The following is a 21,788-nucleotide window of genomic DNA, read 5'->3' as shown; positions in this document are numbered from 1 at the left end:
TTGGTTTTTAGTATCATAGTAATTAAAAAGAGAGGTGAGGACGATGGGAATAAGTCGTTAATTCGGATCGGAGAGCTTGCCCGTGAGGCGAAGGTCAGCCAGCGGACAATTGATTATTATACGACAATCGGGCTAATCGAGCCGGCGGGACGGACAGATACGAACTATCGTCTGTACAGCCTTGAAACGATCGAGCGGCTCAAACGTATACATCAAATGAAGAGAGAAAAATATTCGCTGGAGGAAATCAAGCAGTATTTCGCGCAGCTGAGGCACGCGTCGGCGGAACAAGAGCTTGCCGACCGGCTGACGGAGCTGCAGCTGCACATTCAGAAGCTGGAGCGCGAGGCGAAGGAATTGAAGCCGATGCTCGACCAGCTCAAGCCGACCCAAGCCCGCAGACTGTTCAACCGTCTCGGCGCCCAGAGCGCGGCCTGCATCGAGGTGCTGCTCACCTTTATTGACAAGAACAATCATTTCATGATGTGACATCTTCGGTCCTAAATAAGCTCGCATCATCTGTACCGGATAGGAGGCAACAATATGATTTTATTTCATCCTATGGATTTTTTGATTTTTATTGCGCTCGGGATCTCGATCTGGGCCCAATTCCGAGTAAAAGGCACGTTCAACCGTTTCACGCAAGTGCAGGCCAGCAGCGGCATGACCGGCTACGAAGCGGCTCGGCGCATGCTCGATGCGAACGGACTGCATGACGTCCCGATCGAGCCTGTGCAAGGAGCCTTGACCGACCACTATGATCCGATTCATCGGGTCGTCCGTCTGTCCGAGCCGGTCTATTACGAGAGCTCGATCTCGGCTATCTCGGTCGCCTGCCACGAAGTCGGCCACGCGATTCAGCATCAGCAAGCGTATCCGATGCTCGTGCTGCGGCACCGCATGTTCCCGCTCGTCAATCTGACGTCGGGCGCGGCGCCGTTCCTCATCATTGCCGGGCTGCTGTTCCAATGGTCGAACTTGCTTCTGGTCGGGATTTTGTTCTTCTCGGCCGCCGTGCTGTTCCAACTGGTCACGCTGCCGGTCGAGTTCAACGCCAGCAACCGGGCGAGAGAACTGATGGTGTCCGAAGGCTTCATTACGAACGAAGAGGAACGCGGCGTCGCCAAAGTATTGAACGCTGCCGCCCTGACGTACGTTGCGGCCGCCTTCATCTCGCTCCTGGAACTGCTCAAGTTCATTATGATCTTCGCGAACAACCGGGAGTAATCCCTCTCGTGATAATGACAAGAGTCCCTTCTCCCTGCGATAGCAGGAGGAAGAGGCTCTTTTTTTGTGCCGTTCATATATATCAGGATTCCCGGCGACGCTACAGCTGCTCAAGCTCACCCTGCGCAGAGTCAGCCTTCCCCGGCCCGCGGGCGCTGCCTTCACGCTCCCTGAAATATTGCAACAAAAAGCCATGAAAGGTCTGCGCGACCAGGGGCAGCTTTTCGTCGATGCGGCGAATCAGCCCGATGGAACGCGTCACGACCGGATCGATCACCCTGACGCGGGCCGGCTGCAGCTCCGATGTGTGCTGGAGCGCCATATCCGGCAGCAGGCTGACTCCCATGCCGGCCGCGACGAGCCCTCGAATCGTCTCCGTCTCTTCTCCTTCGAAGCCGATATGCGGCGTGAAGCCTGCCTTCATGCAGGCATCCCATACGATGGGCCGCAGCGAATATCCGGGACTGAACATGACGAACGTCTCTTCCTTCAGCTGGTTCAGGGAGATCGTCTCCTCCTGGGCCAGCGGATGGTTCGGCGGAAGGATGGCGAGCAGCTCCTCATTCAGCACGATCTCCCCGGTCACCATATCGCTATCCTTCGGATAGGGGGAAATGAAGGCGAGGTCGACTTCGCCGGATACGATGTCCCGAATGAGGGACGGGTACATGCCCTGCTTGAAGCGGAACTTCACGTTCGGGTGCCGCTTCCGGAACTCGGCTACCAGCTTCGGGATCAGATGGATCCCCAAGCTGTGCGGAAATCCGATCCGCACCTCACCCAGCTCCGGATGCATGAATTCCTGCACCTCCTGAACCGCACGCTCCAGATCCTTGAGCACCGCTTCCGCCCGGCTGCAGAACAACTGCCCCACCGGCGTCAGCTGCAGGTTGCGTCCCTTCTGCAGGAACAGCTTGACGCCCAGTTCCTCCTCCAGCTGGTGAATCTGCCGGCTTACGGCAGACTGGGCGACATGAAGCTCTTCCGCTGCCTGCGTCACATGCTCCTTCTGGGCTACCTTCACGAAGTACAACAATTGCCTAAGTTCCACGAATGTCTCGCTCCGTTCTACTTAATAATACGGTTCTTGCAATGCGTTGACCGCCCTGACTACCGAATGCGCTGCAGTACGGCGTACAGCAGAAACCCGGCAGCCATGCCGCCCAAATGGGCGCTCCAGCTAATGCCGGTGATGACGAACGACTGCACGATCCCGATGCCAAGAATAATCATAATCGTCTTCCGGGATGCCTGATCAAGCGCCCAACGCTGAAAAATGGCGATAAACAGATAGGCTCCGTATACGCCGTAAATCGCGCCCGAGGCCCCTACGGCCAAGGTTCCCCATTCAGACAGATACAAGGCCGCCGCATTGCCGAGCAGGCCGCTCAGCAGATACAGCACGGCATATTTGAAGGAGCCGAGGATCCGTTCCATCGGCGGCGCGAACACGAATAACGCGAACATATTGAACAACAGATGCTGAAATCCCGAATGCAGGAACATCGCTGTCGCCAGCCTCCAAGTCTCGCCGGCGTACGGCTCGAGCTTCAAGACGGCGCCGAAGCGGAACAGCGTCATGTTATCCTGGCTTCCCCCATTCAGCGCGAGCACGATGAACATCGCCACATTCGCGATAATGAGAAGCGTCGTTACCGGGAACTGCTTGATATAACTGCGCCAATTTTCATATCGAATAAATATCACGGGTCTTCTCTTCCTCTCTCTCCGCCGGCCTGAACTCTCCAATCGTTCTCATGGATGCGGGGAACCTATCACGAACGGACATTGGACAATCGTACAAGCAAAGCTTTATAATGAAAAATAAGGTAAATGACTGTTCAAAAGGCGCATCTCTTCGTGATGAAAAGGCGTACTTTTTGAACGACCTCGATAAATTACCGTCACTTTATTGAAGGAGGCTAACGATATGTCTAATGAACGTCAAGCTACGCTCAAGGGCAATCCCATCACGTTGGTGGGCCCTGAATTGAAGGCTGGAGACAAGGCGCCTGAATTCCAGTTGAACAAATCGTTGACGGAGGTTGCAGGCCTGAACGATTTCGCAGGCAAGATTAAGCTCATCAGTGTCGTTCCTTCCATCGATACGGGCGTATGCGATGCGCAGACCCGCCGCTTCAATGAAGAAGCAGGCAAGCTTGGCGACAACGTCGTCGTGCTGACGGTCAGCGCCGACCTTCCGTTCGCGCAAGCCCGCTGGTGCGGCGCGGCCGGCGTCGAGAATGTCGTCATGCTGTCCGACTACAAAGGCAACACATTCGGCGAAGCCTACGGCGTCCTCATTAAGGAGCTTCAGCTTGATATGCGCTCCATCTTCGTCCTTGACGCAGACAACACGATTCGCTATGTCGAAGTGCTGGGCGAGATGACGGAACATCCGAATTACGAGAAAGCGATCGAAGCCGTCAAAAGCTTGCTGTAAGCTCGCTTTGCAGGGAGAACAAAAGCGAGAGAAGAGTTTCGGCTCTCCTCTCGCTTTATCGTCAGGCAGTGCCCCTTGCCTCTATTAGGCGGCCGCTTCCTTAACTATTTACTTTGTATGCCGCCAGCTTCTTGTCCATGACAGCGAACAAATCGAGTATTACGCGATAATTGGCGCCCAAATCACCTAATCCCCCGCGTGAAGCCGAGTAAATATCAACCGCCGTTCTCATTGGTCCCACGTTGATGACAGAGACGGTAATATCCATCGTCCGTCCGGTCATCGTCCGTTTCTCCATTGTGATTTCACCGACAGAAGGAACCTCGTGAAGTATTTTGTACCCCTGAATCTTCTTCAATGTCGATGCGATTTCTTCCCATGCTTTATCCCGGGACATTTGATAGTAATGCGTTTTCAATTTGGGGTCTTTGGCACGATCGCCGCTGGATTCAAAACTGCGAATAATGCCGACCAATACTCGTTTGAGTGACAAGAGCGTGTTCCTCCTTTTCATGACAGCCGTTGCTCACTTATCTATAGTGTATCACTGTTCCGGGGTGAACGGAAGGAAAAATGTGTCCAATAAAGAGAAACACCTTCCATGCGAAGGGTCATTTCACATGAAAGGTGGTTGAATGTCAATAGGAAAACCCGCCTATGCCGTTTGGCTCTTATGTTTCTGAACCTGCTCTAGCAGGTGGGTGTCCGCAAAAATGCTTTTGACTTCCCTTCGAGAGGGCTTGCCAGCCGCACTTCGATCTAGGACTCCCAAGAAACAAACATTGGTTCAAAACAACGAAAGCCGACACGTACATCGCAGGAAGTAATCTTATTATATAGCGGAGAGCATCAAATGTAAACCGGTACTTTATTCCCAATCATGCCAAGCCCAGGCGGAGCTTCCCGCCGCCCGCCAAGCCGTTCGGACTATGGACGGGAATAACGGTTCCCGTCTTCATGCTCCTTCACCGGCGCGTGATCGACTTCATCGAAGGGCACTTCCGTATCGGCGTCCGTCTCCGGCTCTTCTCCCGCTTCCTCCTGCTCCTGCATGCGCTGATGCTGGTCCTGCATCTTCTGGTACACCGCATAGAAGTTGAAGAAAGCGTAGTAGGCGATGACAGACCCTGCAAAGAAGATGAGCAGGAACGGCCATTTGAACAGGCTGAAGTATAAAATGGCGCCGCTGACGACGGTCGTCATAATGATGCGGAGCGGACGGAGCAGCGTCAGCAGGATGCTGTTCTTTACCAACTGAACCGTTTTCATATGATAGTGTGCCACCATCGAGAAAAAATTAAACAGTGACACGAACAAGACGATGAGCAGTCCGAGCATGACGAATCCGATAATCTGCATGGACTGGAGCTGCGTCATGTATACGGTATAATCCACATACATGATGACGAACAGCACCGTATAGAAGATGCCGCCGACCATGGCTTGCTTGTAGTTCTCCTTGTAAGACTTGAAGAAGGTTTTCAGCAATTTGACGTCGGTCTCGCCCATAACCCACTTGCGGCCTACCGAGAACATGGCGGCTGTCGCCGGGAACAGCGTGAACGGAGCGGAGATCCCCATCATCCAGTTCATCGTAATCGATTCATTCAGCATTTCTTGCTGCATAACGAGCAATTTGACCAGGACAAAAAAGAAAAACGGCGCCGAACAGAGCAGCCACAGCACGTTCGTGACCGAGAATCGCATAATCCATTCCGAAATGCGGTAAAAGCCGCCCATTATCCCTCGAAATTCCAAAGGTCATTCCCCCTCGAATACATCATCCTGTCCTATCTACTATAATACAAAGGTCCCCTGCTATGCCAGTGCCTATTTTCCAGCGCTCTGGGTACTTGCTCAGTCGCAAATGCCCCCCCGGCATATGATACTACTGTAATTCAAAACCTTTGCAAGTTCTAAAGGAGGTTGTTACATGAGCCACGTAGGAGGATACGGCGGTTTCTGGACGTCGACAGGTACGATTCTGGTATTGTTCATTCTGTTGGTTATCGTGAGCCGCGCCCTTATCATCTAATTCGGCGCATGAACACAAAGAACAAAGAGACCGCATCACTGCGGTCTCTTTGTGTTGTCTTATCCTAAGGACGCTTCTGCCGTCCCCATTTCACTTCTATTCGTCGCGCTGGCGGCGTCCTTCGTCGTTGAAGCGGCGCGGTCTGCGATCGCCGTTGCGGTCCCGGTAATCTCCGCGGCTGCCGCCCCGGTTGTCCCGGCCATATCCGCCACGGTTATCCCGGCCGTATCCTCCGCGGCGATCTCCCTGGCGTCCTCCGCGATTATACGGCGCGGACAGCTTGCGTCCGCTGGAGCGCAGGTCCGGCTTGCGGCGCTTCACGCGAATCGGCTCTTCCGGCGTGAGCGAAATCTGAACATCCTTCTTCTCGCCCGTCAGCAGCTTGAATGCCGCTGACAGCAAATGCACCGAATCGTACTGCTCAAGCAGTTGAATCGCAATACCCTTGTATTCGTTCAAATCGGTATCCTTCAGCACTTCCATCAAGCGTTCGGCGACGACGCGCTGCTTGCCCTCGATCGCATCCGCCAGCGTCGGCATCGGCTTGCGCGGAATGCGGTGGCGGGTCACCCGCTCGATGAAGTTCAAATGGTCAATCTCGCGCGGCGTAACGAACGACCAGGCGCTGCCTTCCTTGCCCGCGCGGCCGGTACGGCCGATGCGGTGCACGTAGGATTCCGGATCCTGCGGCAGGTCGAAGTTGATGACATGAGTAACTCCGGATACGTCCAGGCCGCGGGCGGCCACGTCGGTAGCGACCAGCACGTCGATGCTGCCGTCGCGGAACTTGCGCATGACGTTGTCGCGCTGGTTCTGGGACAGATCCCCGTGCAAGCCGTCAGCGGAATAGCCGCGCTTCTGCAGCGCTTCGGACAGCTCGTCGACACGGCGCTTCGTGCGGCCGAATACGATGGCCAGCTCCGGCGATTCCATGTCGAGCAAGCGGCTCAATGCATCGAACTTCGCCCGTTCAGGCACTTCGATATAGGCTTGTTCGATCAGCGGAGCGCTGACCTGCTTCGGCATGACCGAGACATGCTCCGGATCGCGCAGGAATTGATTCGCCAGCTTCTGAATGTTCGGCGGCATCGTGGCCGAGAACAGCATCGTCTGGCGCTCTTCCGGCACGAGGCTCAGGATCGACGTGATGTCTTCCATAAAGCCCATGTCGAGCATCTCGTCCGCCTCGTCCAATACGACCGTCTGCACATCGTCCAGACGAATCGTCTTGCGGTTAATGTGGTCCAGCAAGCGGCCCGGCGTTCCGATAATAATTTGCGGATGCTTCTTCAACGCGCGAATCTGCCGGCCAATATCCTGTCCGCCGTAAATCGGCAGGGAACGAACTCCTTTGAATCGGGTCAGCTTGCCGATCTCTTCGGCTACCTGAATGGCTAATTCGCGGGTAGGGGTCATTACGAGAGCGACAACTCGCTCTTCCGACGGGTCAATCTTGGAGATAAGCGGAATTCCAAATGCGGCGGTCTTACCTGTTCCTGTCTGAGCCTGTCCAATCAAGTCGCGTCCCGTCATTGCTACCGGAATCGCTTTTTCTTGAATCGGAGTGGCTTCTTCAAACCCTAATTCCGTAATCGCTTGAAGCAATTTCGGCTCCAGGCCGAATTCAACAAATGTCTTCAATATATTCATACTCCTTCATTGTGGACAATCCACAGCCTTGTCTGTATTCTTAAGTAGCGCGACAATCGTGACGAAAGGCACTTCCAGCCGCTCGTCTTCTCATATACAATGCGGAGGGGTCCTGCACGGGGGACTTCCACCATGTAATCATACTATGGTCAACGTGGGTATCATAAGCCTACTCAAGAATATCCAGCATATTATAACATAAACGATTGACAGAATACCAGTTCCGAACTGACCAATACTACCTCATGAGGTGACATCACGTTGAAGCGAATTCTCCACTGCATCATTATCATTTTCGGCGCCGCCTGCATCGCCGCCTCGTTCAATCTGTTCCTGCTCCCGCACCATCTGCTGAGCGGCGGGCTATCGGGCGTGTCGCTCGTAACGAATTACTTGACCGGCTGGAATCCAAGCGTCTTGTATTTCACCTTTAACCTTCCGATCCTGATCTGGGGCTGGTTCGTATTAGGCAAGCGGTTCATCGGGTACAGCATTCTTAGCGTCGCCACCACGACCTGGCTGCTGACGGTCATTCCCGTCCATTCGGTGACCAATGAGCCGCTGCTTGCCGCCGTCTTCGGCGGGACGCTCGTCGGGATCGGAAGCGGAATCTCGCTGCGCGTCGGCGGCTCGTCCGGCGGCTTCGACATCATCGGGTCGATCGTGACCCGGTATCGCGATTTCTCGATTCAGAGCATCCTGATCGTCTTGAACGGCGCCGTCATTTTCTCGCACGGATACATATCCCAGGAATGGGAGCTTGTCCTCTATTCCATGGTGTCCATCTTCACGACGGGTAAAGTCATCGGCACGATCTACATCAACCATTATAAGGTGACTGTCTTTATCATTACCCGGGAGAAGGAAGCGCTAATCAACAAGCTGCTCTGTCTTCCGCATGGCGTAACCGTTATCAAAACCCGGGGCGCTTTCACCGATATCGAGAAGGATATGCTCATGACCGTGACGACCCGCTACGAGCTGCCCGATCTGAAGCGCAGCATCATGGAGATCGATCCGAAGGCGTTCGTCAATATCGTGGAGACCGTCGGCGTCATCGGCAATTTCCGCCGCCCGCTGTCCAAGTAGATTTCTGCGGGGACATGCTCTCTCCAGCCCAAAAACCAAGCCCGCCCCAAGCTAGGGCGGGCTTGTTCGATACATCTTATGAGTCCATCCGGGACAACCTGCTATTTTAGAGGCTGCTCGTATTCTTCGCCAGCGCCAGGAAATAGTCCAGCGTCTTGTTCACGCGCCGCACGACTTGCTCATGCGACGGCACGCCGTCAGCCGTAAACTCCCGCTGATCTCCTCCGATCGAAATCCATTCCGGGCAGTTGATTCCATGCAGGTTCCGCACGATCGTCTGGAGATGGGACAAGGAGCTGACGCCCACCGCGCCGCCGGCCGAGCTGACCGACAGCACCACCTTATTATTGAAATCATCCCAGTTCAAATAATCAAGCGCGTTCTTCAGCACGCCCGACAGGCTGCCATGATACTCCGGCGTCGCCAGCACGATCGCGTCGCTTTCCTTGACTGCCTTCTTGAGGCGAAGCACGTTTGCATTCTCCTCGTCCACATCCGGGTTGTACAAAGGAAGCGGCAGGAGATGCAGTTCCACGACCTCCGCCTCATGACCCTTTTCTTGCAGCCGCGCCGCAAGATAATGCACCAGCCTGGAGCTGGTCGCATCCGCGTGATTGCTTCCGGCAATACATACTATGCGCACATTCTTCTCTCCTTCCGTCATGTTGCGGTTGGCAAGCGAGCATCGCCCGCGGATAAACAACCTTGCTTAACGGGAGGGGATAACATACCCGCTGCCCGAACGGCAGCGCTTCTTTTCCAGCAACGCCAGGTCTGTCCATTCTGCGCCTGGCGCTTCGCGCGTGAAATACGCTTCCGCATGCGCGAACGCTTCTGCTTCCGACTCCGCGAGCACGACACAGACGAACGGTCCCTGCGCCGATGACGCTTCCAACCGATATATGTACATGCTTTCCTCCCTCCCCTTTCGGAAATCATACATAAATAGGAAGTCACCGTCAAGAACAGCCGGGAACGATCCGGGTGCCCAGCGAGTGTGCACGGCATCGAGAAGGTTCCAGCCGCAGCACGAAGCGGCTGTTCCCTAGGGGAAGGCGGCCTTGGCCTCGTTGCTTCGGTGAATGAAACACACCGCGCCTCAGATCCGTCTTCTGAGTGCCGCGGTGCATTAAGTTCACCTAGAGCGATATTTTTTCCTGTAGGCCTCGGCTTCCGACGGAGACGCATAGACAAAATGACCCGGCCGAATCTCGGTCAGCTCCGGACGCTCCGACTTGTAATCATGGATGTCCGGATTGTAATATATCCGCTTGCGGTTCCGCTCATGATGCGGATCCGGCAGCGGTATCGCCGACAGCAGCGACTGCGTGTACGGGTGCAGCGGCTGCTTGTACAATTCATCGGCACGGGCCAGCTCCACGAGCTTGCCGTTATACATGACCCCGATTCGATCAGAGAAATATTTGACGACCGACAGATCATGCGCGATGAACAATATCGTCAGCCCCAGCTTCTTCCGCAGCCGGTTCAGCAGATTCAGCACCTGGGCCTGAATCGATACGTCCAACGCCGAAATCGGCTCATCCGCGATGATCAGATCGGGGTTCGTAATCAGCGCCCGCGCGATGCCGATCCGCTGCCGCTGTCCGCCAGAAAATTCGTGAGGGTACCGGCTCGCATGCTCTTTCGTCAAGCCGACCGTCTCCAAAATGTCATACACCATGGCAAGCATCTCTTTTTCGTTCTTGCACAGCTTGTTGATTTTCAGCCCTTCCCCGATAATTTCCTTCACCGTCATGCGCGGGTTCAGCGAAGCGATCGGATCCTGGAAAATCATCTGCATGCCGCGCGTCACTTCTTGTCTCGCTTCCTTGGTCAGCCGACCCGAAATCAGCTTCCCATTGAAATAGATCTCCCCGTCCGTAGGCTGGTACAGACGGATAATCGTCCTCCCGGTCGTCGTCTTTCCGCAGCCGGATTCGCCGACGAGACCGAACGTCTCCCCCTTGTGAATCGAGAAGCTGACATCGTCGACTGCCTTCAGCACCGTTTTCCTCCGTCCGAAGCCGCTCGTGAAGTACTGCTTCAGATTCTTCACTTCCAGCACCGGCGTTACCGTCGAATTCATCATGTTATCGCACCAGCCTTTCGGTTTGCTGCGCTATCCGCCGCTTCAGGACATCGGGAAGCTGCACGGGCGGAGCATTCGGGTGAAGGAGCCACGTAGCGGCGAAATGCGTATCGCTCACCTCATACATCGGCGGTTCTTCTTCGAAGTCGATGCGCATCGCATAGCGGTTGCGCGGCGCGAACGCGTCTCCCTTCGGCGGGTACAGCATATTCGGCGGCGTGCCCGGAATGACGAGAAGCTCATCCGATGCGCTCGTATCCAGATCGGGCATCGAGACGAGCAGGCTCCATGTATACGGATGCTTCGGATTATAGAAAATTTCATCCACCGTGCCGTACTCCACGATTTTGCCGGCATACATGACCGCTACCCGATCCGCCATATTCGCCACGACGCCCAGATCATGCGTAATAAAAATGACGGATAGCTGGCGCTCTTTCTGAATCTGTTTAATCATATCGAGAATTTGCGCCTGTATCGTCACGTCCAGCGCCGTCGTCGGCTCGTCGCAGATCAGGATTTCCGGATCGCTGACCAGCGCGATGGCGATGACGATCCGCTGCCTCATCCCGCCGGAAAATTGGAACGGATAGTGCTCGAACCGCTTCTCCGGTTCGGGAATACCGACCGCTGTCATCAGCTCCAGCGCTCTTTCCCGCGCCTTCGCCTTGCTAATGTTGTGCGCCCGCAGCGCTTCCATAATCTGCTTCCCGACCTTGATGATCGGATTCAACGAAGACATCGGATCCTGAAAGATCATCGCGATTTTGGAGCCGCGGATCTGCGTGAATTTCCGCTCGGTATATTGGACCAGATCATCTCCTTGATAGAGGATGCTCCCGCCGTCAATAGTGGCGTTCTTGGACAATATGCCCATAATCGCTTTATTCGTCACCGATTTGCCCGAGCCCGACTCGCCGACGATCGCCAGCGTCTCTCCGCGATGCAGGTCGAAGCCTACGCCGCGCACGGCATGCACCTTGCCGGCAAAAGTGTTGAACGTAATGCGCAAGTCCTTGACCTGCAATACCTTTTCCTTGTTCGTTGTCGCATTCATCTGTCCTCACCCCGCTCCTATTCTTGTCCTCTTAACGTCGGATCAAAGGCATCCCGCAATCCGTTCCCGAACAAGTTGAATGAGAGCATCAGAATCGAAATGACAATTGCCGGGAATAGCGTCAAATGAGGATGGTCCAGCAGCAATTTCTGGCCATCCGCCAGGAGAACGCCAATCGAAGGGTCGGGCGCCGCAATTCCCAATCCGAGATAGGACAGGAATGACTCGGTGAAAATAGCTCCCGGAACAGCAAGCGTTGCCTGCGTAATGATCGGGCCGATGGCATTCGGCAGGATGTGCCGGAATATAAGCACCCGATCCTTGGCCCCCATCGTTCGCGATGCCAATACATATTCCTGCCCCTTGTATTTGTAGAACTGGGCCCGAATCATGCGGCTCATCCCGATCCAGCCGGTGATGACCATCGCCAAAATGATCGGCATAATCCCCGCTCCCAAATACATGACGAATAGAATGACGAGCACAAGCTGCGGCACGCCGTTCAAAATTTCGATAATCCGCTGCATAATCATGTCTACCTTGCCTCCGTAATACCCGGATATCGAGCCGTAGGTAATGCCGATAAGCACGTTAATGGTAACGGCCATAAATCCGATCAGGAGCGAAATCCGCGTCCCTTTCCACAGCCGCGTCCACTGATCCCGCCCCAGCGAGTCCGTGCCCATCCAGAAATATTGATCCTTGGCTTCTTTCAATTGATACATGTCAACTTTCGCTTTGACCATCGGAATTTTTCGGCCGCGATAATCCATTTCGAATTCATCGATAATTTTGACGACGCTGTCTTTATATTTGACGTCCAGACTAGCCATTTGAATGTCCATCATCCTCGTGCCGTCGAAGATGCCCAGCTTCTCCAGCCCCGGCACGCGCGGCGGCAGCAAGGTCCATTCAATATTCTGCTCGCGGTATGTAAAGGAGCTGATCAGCGGCGCGATGATTGCCATCATGATGATGAAGCCGATAAAAAAGGCGGCGACGGTAGACGCTTTATTTTTGCGGAAACGGAGTATCGCGTCCTTGAAAAAGCCGATCGCCTGGCCTTCAAACTTCTGATCGGCAAGCGGCTTCTCGCGCTGCACCAGCTCGAACGGGTTCTGCCCCTGGCGTTTCTCGATTTCGATCTTCATCATTTCTTCCCTCCCATGCGGATCCGCGGATCGATGATGCCGTATGACAAATCCACGACCAAAATGCTGATCAAGCCGATCAAGGAATAAAAGAACATGATGGCAATCGTTAACGGATGATCGAGAGCGTTAATCGAGTTAACGACCAGAGATCCGAGCCCCGGCACGCCGAAAATATTTTCGATGACGATCGCTCCCGACAAGATCGAGAAAAACAGCGGAATAATAATATTCGCCAGCGGAACGAACGAGTTGCGAATCGCATGGCGCAGGGTCGCCTGCGCGAGAGTTAGTCCCTTCGTGCGGGCGAGCAGCATATAGTCCGAATTCAGCGCTTCGCATAATTCCGCCCGCAAGTAGCGGGTAATGATCGCGATTTCACCGAAGGATAAGGCCAGAACCGGCAAGATCATCGATTTCAGCTTTGTCCAGCTCAGCGATTGCTCCGCCGAGAGCAGGATGGGCAGCAGATCCCACTTGAACGCTACGATATACTGCAGCAGGGCAGCAATGACGAAGGACGGCACCGAGATGAACAGCACGACCATAATATTAAGCGTGTGATCCGTGGCGGTATTCTTCTTCAGCGCCGCCCAAATGCCGAACATGATGCCGATCGGCAGCGTAAAGATAAGCGCGAAAACATTAAGCTGAATCGTGATTGGCAGCTTGTCCTTAATGATATTGAAGACCGGAACATTCGGCTGCATCTTGATGGAGTCGCCGAAATTGAAGGTCAGGAAATCCTGCAAAAAATATACGTATTGGATAACAAGCGGCTTGTCCAAATGATATTTCGCTTCGATACGTTCCTTCACGTCCAGCGGGAGCATCGGATCGCTTACGATGCTGCCAGGCATCGAATGAATCAAGAAGAATAACAGGCTGATGATCAAAAACAAAGTGATTGCCATCGCAACCAGTCTTTGCGATATGTAACGCAGCATGGGCCTGAAGCTCCTTTTCGCAAATTCGGAGACCTCGCGCAGCGAAGGCCTTGCAAGGTCTCCAACCTTTTACTTAGTCATGAATAATCGCTTGCAGCTCTGCAAACTCAACTCCCGGGAAAAATTTCCCCTTTGCCAATAACTCAATCCGATCCTGATATAGTGCCGCATTATCATTTTGGAACAACGGAACTTGCGGAACATAGTCGAGCAGCATCTTTTCCATATCCGCCAATGCCTCGAGTCTTTCCTGCGGCTTCAGCAGCAAGTCCCCGGTCGTCGTGCGCTTTTGCAGCTCATCGAAATCAGCACTGCTGAAGCGATGCGAACGGTTCGGGAAATCGGTTCTCCATGCCTTCATGCTGGCCCATGGGTTGAACGCGTTTTGGGTGATAGAGCCGATGCCCAGATCGAAATCTCCATCCCGATATGCGTCGTAAGCGGCGCTAGGCGGCATGGCGCGCAGCTTGATGTCGAGCCGGTCTTTGCCGAACAGATTCTCGTACAGCTCTTCCGTCATTTCGGCCGTTCTCTTCATATTTTCCTGACCGTCGAAGTAAGTGATCTCGATCGTAATCTTCTTGTTGCCGTTCGCCGCATAAGCTTTGTCGAAGTATTCCTTCGCAAGCTCCGGATCAAAGCCGGTTCCTTCAGGCAATATCGCTTTGGCCGCATCCGTATCGCGATATCTTTGACCATCCTTATAGTCTGCTACCATGCACAAGGTGGAGATATAATACGGCGCAGGCTTGTAGGTTTTAAATATCCCTTTTGCTATTTTTTCGCGATCGATTCCATAGAACAATGCTTTGCGCAAATCATTGTTCGCCAAAATCGGATTTTTCTTCGACTCCGAGTTGATATAATATCCCCATACGCCTCTGGCTTCGGTATACACAACCCTAGGATCGTCGCCATATTTATCGAACTGCTCCCCGCTGATGGTGACATATTCGATATCGCCTTTTTCCCACAATTGCATGCGGGTGGAGCTCTCCGAGACGACCCGGCTCTCGATCCGATCCGGCGTATATACGTCTTTCAGCGGCGCATCCGGATTTTTCTCGAATATGCGGTACTGGTCACGCACCCAATCCGTCAGACGGTAGGTCCCGCTGGAAGGGACTTGCTCCCGCGTTGTGCCATAGGTCGTGGCGGTTCTGTCCGCATTCATTCCAGCTTCATACAGCTGTTTATGAATAGGCGATGTCGCTCCCCCGCCCGCGAAGTTAAGGAAGACATCGATTTCCGGCATTTCCGTCTCCAGCACGATTTCCAGCGTCAGATCATCCTTCGCTTTAATGCCGACCTCTTCCCATTTGGCCTCGCCCATAAAATATTTGTTAGCGCTTACAACAGGGATATTATCGAACATCACGAACGCATTGCGGTTGACCAGCTTCGGGTCCAGCAGCATCTGGTATGAATATTCGTAATCATGCGCCGTTATCGGTGTCCCGTCTGACCATTTCAGTCCTTCCTTCAGCTTGAAGGTCCATGCTTTATTATCGCTTGTCTCTGGCAAATCAACGGCGTGATTAGGAATAAATTTCACATTGTCTGTAGCTTCATCATAAATCAATTCAAGCAAATTTCCATAAATATACTCCATCAGCTGCGATGTTTCCGCACTCTCACTTGTGTGCTGGTTGAATGTCTCTGCCGACAATCCGGAGAAACGAACTACGGTTGGCTTCGCGGATGCCTCCTTCTGCCCGGCATTTTCCTTGCTCTCCCCCTCTGTGTTCTCCTGCTTCGCCGGGCTGGCGTCATTGCCGCCTCCGCTGGTGCAGCCGGCGAAGGACAGCGCCATCAACATGGCCAAAATCACCAGAAACGGTTTTTTTGGCTGTGTCATAAGATCCCCTCCTCAATATAAATATTGTTCATGTATGTCAATTTCTGCGGGTAACAATGAAAAAGGATGCATGGAAAACCGATTCCATCGACAAAATTCTTCATGGAAACAAAATGTTAATTAATGTGATTATGATCCAATTAATTTCCAGATCAAGTCTTTGGGTAAAGGATATGCATTGCATTGGTAACAAAGAAGTATACGCTCGAGGAAAATAGTGGAATGCAATTATTAAAAGCCTATCAAAGTGACAAATTGTAGTCAAGATATAAATATGTGATCCGAAAGGGGGATATTGTTAAATTCAATAAAGAAGAGAAAATTAATCCCTAAAAAAACGGTGTATGTTCCAGCAATCGGAACAGTATAAGACCTGGAACTGCAGAGGCCTGCTAAGTCTGACCGGGCAGCTCTACGTAAAAAGGGTCTGCCCTAACTGCAAACCCGAATTTGCATCCGCTTTATGTTGAAAGCTGTTTATGTAGATACTCCGTCATCCTCTACTGTATTTGTATGTTTTACCGCTGATGTCTCATCAGTCAACGTCCGTAGCGGGGTAATACAAAAAGCGCCCGCTGTGATCACCAGCAAACAAATTCCATACACGCGAACGACAGATTGAAGTTCGACGCCTAGATGCAACAGATACGACATAAGCGCCAAAGATAACGGAGTCAAAGCGGTCGATACAGATGTCATAATAGCTGTCACTTTACCCAGCATATGAGCCTCTGTCGTCTTCTGAATGTATGTAAAAATAGGAATATTGGACAGTTGAATTGAGTAGCCGATTGCAAAAAGCGCGCATACCGCCAGCGCAAACTGGTGTATGAATCCGAGTGCGCTATAGCCGAGCACGACGACGGCCAAGAAGCACAGCATCATAAGCCCGGGACGAACAAACGTTTTGCACAACGAGGTCGTAAGCGCTCCCAGTATAAACCCGATGCCCAGCGAGATCTGCAGACAAGCAAGCACGAAGGCGCTGCCCTGCAAAATATCCCGGGCCATAATCGGAATCATGACTCCCATCGGGCCGGCGATAAAAAAATTCATGAGGAAACCGATTCCGGCGGTAAACGGCAAAATGCGATGCCCCCGAATATAGGCAAGCGAAGCCCGAAAGTCCTCCCATGGGGTTGTTGAGCGTGTGGATTCAACCTGCTGCGGGGTTCGAACGCAAGTGATTAGCAATGAAGAAATAAGAAGCGTTGCTATACAAAACAAAAAAACGCCAGTGAATCCGATAGAAACAATTAATGTACTGCCTATGAGCGGCCCGATAATGAGGCTGTATTGCCCGGCCATCCGCAACAGTCCATTCGCCCGCTGCAGCGAATCTTTATCGGTAATGGAGACGATCATGGAAGAATGCGCAGGACCGGAAAACGCGTCCATAATGCCAAACAGAAAAGAAACGATGATCAGGAAAATCGGAGTAAGCGTATCGGTCAGATAACAAGCCAAAATGGACGCGATAAGAAGCAATTCCGACCACTGCGAGATAAGAACGACCCATTTCCGGTTTAACCGATCGGCAATAATTCCGCCATAGATCGTAAACAGCAGCCGGGCGAACGTAGAGGCGAACAACATCATGCCCAAATAACTGCGCGACTCGTACATCGTGAGCATCAGCCATTCCACGGCGATGATATAAATAAAATAGCCGGGACTGGAAATGAGGGCCGCTGTCAAAAAGAAGCGGTAATTGCGATTGCCCCAAATACCGGATTGGGGCGCGGCTCTCGAATCCTGCTGCATCAAACTACGCCCTTTCTTTATATAACTTCCACTACACCAAATTTGATAGAACCAATCCAATTCCATTATGCAAATGTTATCATTTTCCAATTTCACCCCCTCATCTTTGAATCAATATATTTTATTCATCTATAAAAGTCAATATAATAGTCATAAAATACTTTCGTTATGTTGATGCATTGAATGAGTAATCTCCGCTAACAAGTTTTATATATTTCTTCACATTCTTTTTTATTGAAGGGCATGGAGTTATTCCTGATTCGATACGTTTCAGCGGACAAGCGTTTCCTTGGCAAGACGGCCTAAAGAAACATTTGGTGCATGCCGGGTCTTCATTAACGCCGCCTGTAGTCCACAGAATCCATTTCTCCTGGTCGATGACTACGTCACCGTTTTCTAATATGTCGCCAACATGGTTATAAGGGTTATTAAAAGCAACAGTACATTTATATATCATTCCATCTGAGCCGATAACTAAAGAAGAAGGATTGGAAGCATAGCATTCCGAACCACCGGGATATAAAGATCGCTTGTAATAATCGAAATTAAAACCCTCTTCTTTCGCTTTATCATAAAAAGCAAATAATTCTTTCTTATCGCATAAATAGATATCAGAGGTCTGTTCTCTTTTTAAATTTTTTATAGGATGAAAATGTAGAGTAAAACGTGAGTCCTCTGCAAATAACTTTCCCATCAATGAAATATATTGATTCATCGTTGTGGCTACTTCGTCATTGATATTTGAGCGGATAATAACGTGAAAATTTTCGGGACTGTGCTTCATTTGAATAAGATTTGATAAAATCGTGTCGACAGTTTTTTCTCCAAATCTCCCCTCCCGGTAACGGTCATGCGTTTCTGCTGTTCCGTCAAGCGTGATTTGGAATGATCTCACTTCATATTCCACTAGCTGCTCAAATTTATCTTTATCAAGTAAGTATCCATTCGTCGTCATGCCCGCTCGATAATGAACATTGTATTTCTTGCAAATCTCCATGATTTGTGGCGACATTTTCTTGATTACATTAAACGATTTTAGTGGTTCTCCACCAAACCAGTTAATTACCAGACTATTATATCTCCGTAATGTTTTCTCCAAAAACTTAAGGATGCCCTTTTGCACAGTTTCCTTCATTTCCGATTTAACAAAATCCTCATAACAATAGAGACAACGAAAATTGCAGTCTTCATTTGGCATCAAGATAAGTTCGAGGGTCCTCTTAAAGGACAACAAATTATATTTTTGCGCGGTAGCCAGTTGAAACTCATCTACACTCTCACGAACAAAAAAACCTTTTTGAAATAAAAAGGTAATAATCTCAGAATTTTTCTTATCATTCTTTGATAATTCCACTGTTTTTGTTCTCAATAATCTCTTTACACGTGCTTGATCACCATCAAAAACAGCGATCTTCCCACGATAAGAATTATATAATCTGAGACTACCTTCATCTTCAGTAATTACATTAAAGCGTGATGGCTTAAGTATAGTTTGTGTAACAGCAGTATCAACTGTTTTAACCAAAGTAACACCTCCACCAAAATATAGAGATTACAGGAAGGATATATCCCCCTTCCTGTAATCGCTTTCCACAAAAGAAAAAAATGATTACCCACACTGCACATTAATGATAACATCTCCATCTTTATTGCTCATCGCAAACATATCTTCCATCTCTTTACACCTCCTTTGACTATACTTGATTTGAAATATATTCCATAAATGACTTTTTGTCAATGTATAACATTTATTTTTTCATTTTAATAAAATTATCCTAAGAATGATACAACTTAGGAGCTTAACTGCATGTGATTGGAAAATCTGTTGATAAAAGCAGGAAAATCCTCCGTATATGTCGAAAGAGAACGAACAGGCACAACTAGAAACACGTACTCAGCCGCCGAACAACCACAGATGTGCTCTGACGAAGCTGACGGCTTGCGCCGGGAAAGGAGCCGTTCTGGGCATGAAACGATTATCGCTTATCACCCTTCTGCTTATATTGGCTTATCTGGTCTATAACTCTCATGTCCCGATTCTCGTCAATCTTTCGAATTCCTTTTTCATCATCGGGCTCGTCTATTTATGCATCGCGTTGTTTTGCCATGTGCGCAACATCGGATTTTTCAAAGCAGTGAGTTACCATTTGAATCATAAAAGACAAGCCGAAGAGCAGGCAGCGAGCGTCGATGCCGCGGGCGGAGCGTCGGAACCGGTGTCCAAGCTGAAGCTGCATGAACATGCCGCCCGGATCGGCAGCGGCCCATGGCCGAACCGGCTGTTTTATCTGTTAGCGATTCCGCTGCTGCTCTGTTCATTGGCGCTTGCATACGCTTCCACGTAGCGCAATAACAAAATCCGGCCGACCGCATCGGATGCAGTCAGCCGGATTTTTATGCGAGAACCCGAGCGGCGGATTCGCGGCTCGTTCCTTTTATTGGGACAGGCGGGTTGCCAGCTCGTACAGCTCCATATTGAATTCTTTTTTCGTGTTGACGACCTTATCAATATCGGTTGCTACCAGTTCGCCGCGGATCATGCCGCATGCCTTGCCGGAGTCGCCCTCCATCAGCTTGCGGACCGCGAAGTCGCCAAGGCGGCTCGCCAGAATCCGGTCGAAAGCGGTAGGCGCTCCGCCGCGCTGGATATGTCCCAGCACCGTAACGCGAGGCTCGACAGTCGGGCAGCGCTCGATGATGCCTTGGGCCACGTCTTCGCCGCGTCCTACCCCTTCAGCGACGATGACGATGCTGTGACGCTTGCCTGCTTCGAAGTTATGCTTCATCCGCTGGGCCACTTCATCGATATCGAACGGCACTTCCGGCACCAGAATGGATTCCGCGCCGCTGGCCAGACCGGCATACAATGCGATGTCGCCGCTGTGGCGGCCCATTACTTCGACGACAGAGGAGCGCTCATGGGAGCTCATCGTGTCGCGCAGCTTGTTCACCGCATCGACTACGACGCTGACAGCCGTATCGAAGCCGATCGTATAGTCGGTATACGAGATGTCATTATCAATCGTTCCCGGAAGGCCCATCGTCTTGATTCCGAGCTTGCTAAGCTTGTTCGCGCCTTGATAGGAGCCGTCGCCGCCGATGACGATCAAGCCGTCGATGCCGTGCGCTTGCAGAATGTCCGCGCCCTTGCGCTGGCCTTCCTCCGTGCGGAACTCCTGACACCGTGCCGATTGCAGAATCGTCCCGCCGCGCTGGATAATGTCTCCGACGCTCCGCAGATCCATCGGACGGATATCCTGATTCAGGAGGCCTTGATAGCCGCGCTGAATGCCGAACACCTCGATTCCATTGAATAAGGCTGCCCGCACTACTGCGCGAATCGCCGCGTTCATACCTTGAGAGTCTCCCCCGCTCGTCAGGATAGCAATTTTTTTGACATCAGACATGTTGTTTCCTCCTAGTTTTCCTTATGCGTATGTTTACGTATCCAACGACTGTTGACCCAGAAGAACAACCGCATTAACGGACTATTCCGCATCAATCGCCGGCATACGTCCTGCACCTCAGCTTGGTCTCGTACTTTCGGATCGGACAGATACAGCGCCAGAAGCCCTTCGATAATCATCCGGTGGAACCGTTCCTCCGGCAGCTTTCTCACCTGCTCCTTCGCCGCTTCCGCGATATGGCCAATCCGGTTCACGACCGTAGATTGGTTCGGGTAGTAATGACAGAAATTCAAATCTCCGCCCACCCGGTCTTCCTCCTGATCAATCAAATAATCGAGCAGGATGTGAAGCCCGCATACATATGGAAAATAAGCTTGCCGGATGAGCGCGGCATCGTCCCTCGTAAGTCCGCCGTCCATAGAAGCGGCGAACAATTGGAACACGCTGAGAGTAGAACCCGTCGCTGCGGCGAACTCATTCCAGGTCAATTCCGGGAACTTGGCCTCATAGTCCCGCCACCAGGCGAGCAGCGCTTCTTCCCGCTTCGCCGGATCGATATGCTTGTACACCTGAAGATCGGTATACAACCCGACGAGCCAGACGATATCCGTGCGGGCGGCCTCGTAGCCGGGAAGCTGAGCGATACAGGCCCGGCACTTCTCCACCAGTCCCCGCAAATACCCGCCGTCATCCTTGTCTTCCCTTAAGGCGTAATAGTCTGCCAGCGGGCGCTCGGGCTGGACTGCATCCAGCATCGATTGATGCAGAAGCCGGAAATCATCCGGATCCAATGAGGTGCTGCGGTCGCACAGATTATCCAAATAATCGCTTATCGTCTGAAAAGCTACAATCAACGGAATCATGATGCCACGCGTCTCCGGCCGGATGGCAGCGTATACCGCGCCGCCCTGACAGTGAAACTGCTTCGTGGCGATGCTGGCCAGGGCCTGTCTCCGCAGTTCGTCGTTCGGAATATTCTCTGCCCGCGCCCGCCAGGCATCCAGTTCGGAACGTACCCCCGGCAGTATGTATTTATATACGCGGTGCATGAGCCGCAACGGCCCTCTT

General features: G+C 51.9%; 22 protein-coding genes and 1 other RNA gene. 6 read left to right on the top strand and 17 right to left on the bottom strand.

Annotation, left to right across the window (positions count from 1 at the left end; translation table 11 throughout):
• Together OCY70_RS21170 and OCY70_RS21165 are read left to right on the top strand one after the other, a co-directional pair.
• Complete coding sequence (locus OCY70_RS21170) at positions 1 to 489, top strand: MerR family transcriptional regulator (protein ID WP_249724372.1); 489 nt, start codon at positions 1 to 3, stop codon at positions 487 to 489.
• Positions 490 to 543: 54 nt separating this feature from the next.
• A complete protein-coding gene (locus OCY70_RS21165) occupies positions 544 to 1,227 on the top strand; it encodes a zinc metallopeptidase (RefSeq protein ID WP_213425896.1) in 684 nt (227 codons plus the stop codon).
• 100 nt (positions 1,228 to 1,327) lie between these two features.
• Here the strand turns inward: OCY70_RS21165 and OCY70_RS21160 are convergent, their stop codons facing one another.
• Together OCY70_RS21160 and OCY70_RS21155 are read right to left on the bottom strand one after the other, a co-directional pair.
• The gene (locus OCY70_RS21160; RefSeq protein WP_213425897.1) at positions 1,328 to 2,278 is read right to left on the bottom strand and encodes a LysR family transcriptional regulator; all 951 of its coding nucleotides are present in this window, start codon (positions 2,276 to 2,278) and stop codon (positions 1,328 to 1,330) included.
• A 59-nt stretch (positions 2,279 to 2,337) separates the two neighbouring features.
• The gene (locus OCY70_RS21155; protein WP_213425898.1) at positions 2,338 to 2,934 is read right to left on the bottom strand and encodes a rhomboid family intramembrane serine protease; all 597 of its coding nucleotides are present in this window, start codon (positions 2,932 to 2,934) and stop codon (positions 2,338 to 2,340) included.
• Positions 2,935 to 3,157: 223 nt separating this feature from the next.
• Between OCY70_RS21155 and tpx the strand changes: the two genes are divergently transcribed.
• The gene (gene tpx / locus OCY70_RS21150; protein ID WP_213425899.1) at positions 3,158 to 3,670 is read left to right on the top strand and encodes a thiol peroxidase; all 513 of its coding nucleotides are present in this window, start codon (positions 3,158 to 3,160) and stop codon (positions 3,668 to 3,670) included.
• Between the two features lie 100 nt (positions 3,671 to 3,770).
• On the opposite strand, the gene OCY70_RS21145 is transcribed toward tpx, so the two are convergent.
• The 3 genes from OCY70_RS21145 to OCY70_RS21135 all read right to left on the bottom strand — a co-directional run bounded on the left by OCY70_RS21145 (position 3,771) and on the right by OCY70_RS21135 (position 5,428).
• The gene (locus OCY70_RS21145) at positions 3,771 to 4,163 is read right to left on the bottom strand and encodes a DUF1499 domain-containing protein (protein ID WP_213425900.1); all 393 of its coding nucleotides are present in this window, start codon (positions 4,161 to 4,163) and stop codon (positions 3,771 to 3,773) included.
• A gap of 151 nt (positions 4,164 to 4,314) precedes the next feature.
• Positions 4,315 to 4,496, bottom strand: a non-coding RNA gene (gene ssrS, locus OCY70_RS21140) — 6S RNA.
• Between the two features lie 101 nt (positions 4,497 to 4,597).
• Entirely contained in the window at positions 4,598 to 5,428 is an 831-nt protein-coding gene (locus OCY70_RS21135; protein WP_213425901.1) for a YesL family protein, read from the bottom strand.
• A gap of 175 nt (positions 5,429 to 5,603) precedes the next feature.
• On the opposite strand from OCY70_RS21135, the gene OCY70_RS21130 reads away from it, so the two are divergent.
• Complete coding sequence (locus OCY70_RS21130; RefSeq protein WP_168180192.1) at positions 5,604 to 5,705, top strand: sporulation protein YjcZ; 102 nt, start codon at positions 5,604 to 5,606, stop codon at positions 5,703 to 5,705.
• A 96-nt stretch (positions 5,706 to 5,801) separates the two neighbouring features.
• Here OCY70_RS21130 and OCY70_RS21125 read toward each other — a convergent pair whose 3' ends face one another.
• Positions 5,802 to 7,346 (bottom strand): DEAD/DEAH box helicase, encoded by a 1,545-nt coding sequence (locus OCY70_RS21125; RefSeq protein ID WP_213425902.1) that lies wholly within the window; start codon positions 7,344 to 7,346, stop codon positions 5,802 to 5,804.
• Positions 7,347 to 7,616: 270 nt separating this feature from the next.
• Here OCY70_RS21125 and OCY70_RS21120 point away from each other — a divergent pair, with 270 nt between their 5' ends.
• Entirely contained in the window at positions 7,617 to 8,444 is an 828-nt protein-coding gene (locus OCY70_RS21120; RefSeq protein WP_213425903.1) for a YitT family protein, read from the top strand.
• A 106-nt stretch (positions 8,445 to 8,550) separates the two neighbouring features.
• Here the strand turns inward: OCY70_RS21120 and OCY70_RS21115 are convergent, their stop codons facing one another.
• The 9 genes from OCY70_RS21115 to OCY70_RS21075 form a co-directional block, all read right to left on the bottom strand.
• Positions 8,551 to 9,087 (bottom strand): NADPH-dependent FMN reductase, encoded by a 537-nt coding sequence (locus tag OCY70_RS21115; protein WP_213425904.1) that lies wholly within the window; start codon positions 9,085 to 9,087, stop codon positions 8,551 to 8,553.
• 66 nt (positions 9,088 to 9,153) lie between these two features.
• Positions 9,154 to 9,354, bottom strand: a complete 201-nt coding sequence (locus tag OCY70_RS21110) for a DUF3906 family protein (RefSeq protein WP_213425905.1) — start codon at positions 9,352 to 9,354, stop codon at positions 9,154 to 9,156.
• Positions 9,355 to 9,579: 225 nt separating this feature from the next.
• Positions 9,580 to 10,536 (bottom strand): ABC transporter ATP-binding protein, encoded by a 957-nt coding sequence (locus OCY70_RS21105; protein ID WP_213425906.1) that lies wholly within the window; start codon positions 10,534 to 10,536, stop codon positions 9,580 to 9,582.
• Between the two features lies 1 nt (position 10,537).
• On the bottom strand, positions 10,538 to 11,593 hold the full coding sequence (locus OCY70_RS21100; RefSeq protein ID WP_261945157.1) for an ABC transporter ATP-binding protein: 1,056 nt from the start codon (positions 11,591 to 11,593) through the stop codon (positions 10,538 to 10,540).
• 17 nt (positions 11,594 to 11,610) lie between these two features.
• Entirely contained in the window at positions 11,611 to 12,747 is a 1,137-nt protein-coding gene (locus OCY70_RS21095) for an ABC transporter permease (protein ID WP_249724376.1), read from the bottom strand.
• Complete coding sequence (locus OCY70_RS21090) at positions 12,744 to 13,691, bottom strand: ABC transporter permease (RefSeq protein WP_213425908.1); 948 nt, start codon at positions 13,689 to 13,691, stop codon at positions 12,744 to 12,746. Before OCY70_RS21090 ends, OCY70_RS21095 begins: the two co-directional genes overlap by 4 nt.
• Before the next feature lie 73 nt (positions 13,692 to 13,764).
• Positions 13,765 to 15,549 carry a peptide ABC transporter substrate-binding protein gene (locus OCY70_RS21085; RefSeq protein WP_213425909.1) on the bottom strand — a complete coding sequence of 595 codons (1,785 nt, stop codon included), beginning with the start codon at positions 15,547 to 15,549 and terminating at the stop codon, positions 13,765 to 13,767.
• Between the two features lie 477 nt (positions 15,550 to 16,026).
• Positions 16,027 to 17,403, bottom strand: a complete 1,377-nt coding sequence (locus OCY70_RS21080) for an MFS transporter (RefSeq protein ID WP_213425910.1) — start codon at positions 17,401 to 17,403, stop codon at positions 16,027 to 16,029.
• Positions 17,404 to 17,479: 76 nt separating this feature from the next.
• The gene (locus OCY70_RS21075) at positions 17,480 to 18,838 is read right to left on the bottom strand and encodes a radical SAM/SPASM domain-containing protein (RefSeq protein WP_213425911.1); all 1,359 of its coding nucleotides are present in this window, start codon (positions 18,836 to 18,838) and stop codon (positions 17,480 to 17,482) included.
• Between the two features lie 442 nt (positions 18,839 to 19,280).
• On the opposite strand from OCY70_RS21075, the gene OCY70_RS21070 reads away from it, so the two are divergent.
• The gene (locus OCY70_RS21070) at positions 19,281 to 19,658 is read left to right on the top strand and encodes a DUF3899 domain-containing protein (RefSeq protein ID WP_213425912.1); all 378 of its coding nucleotides are present in this window, start codon (positions 19,281 to 19,283) and stop codon (positions 19,656 to 19,658) included.
• Between the two features lie 90 nt (positions 19,659 to 19,748).
• Here OCY70_RS21070 and pfkA read toward each other — a convergent pair whose 3' ends face one another.
• A complete protein-coding gene (gene pfkA / locus OCY70_RS21065; protein WP_213425913.1) occupies positions 19,749 to 20,720 on the bottom strand; it encodes a 6-phosphofructokinase in 972 nt (323 codons plus the stop codon).
• Between the two features lie 11 nt (positions 20,721 to 20,731).
• Positions 20,732 to 21,769 carry a tetraprenyl-beta-curcumene synthase family protein gene (locus OCY70_RS21060; RefSeq protein ID WP_213425914.1) on the bottom strand — a complete coding sequence of 346 codons (1,038 nt, stop codon included), beginning with the start codon at positions 21,767 to 21,769 and terminating at the stop codon, positions 20,732 to 20,734.
• Between the last annotated feature and the right edge of the window lie 19 nt (positions 21,770 to 21,788).

Origin of the sequence: Paenibacillus melissococcoides (assembly GCA_944800085.1) — a bacterium.
GTDB classification, from domain to species: Bacteria; Bacillota; Bacilli; order Paenibacillales; family Paenibacillaceae; genus Paenibacillus_B; species Paenibacillus_B melissococcoides.
Note: the sequence above shows the minus strand (reverse complement) of the source record. Positions and strands in the feature narration are given on the sequence as shown.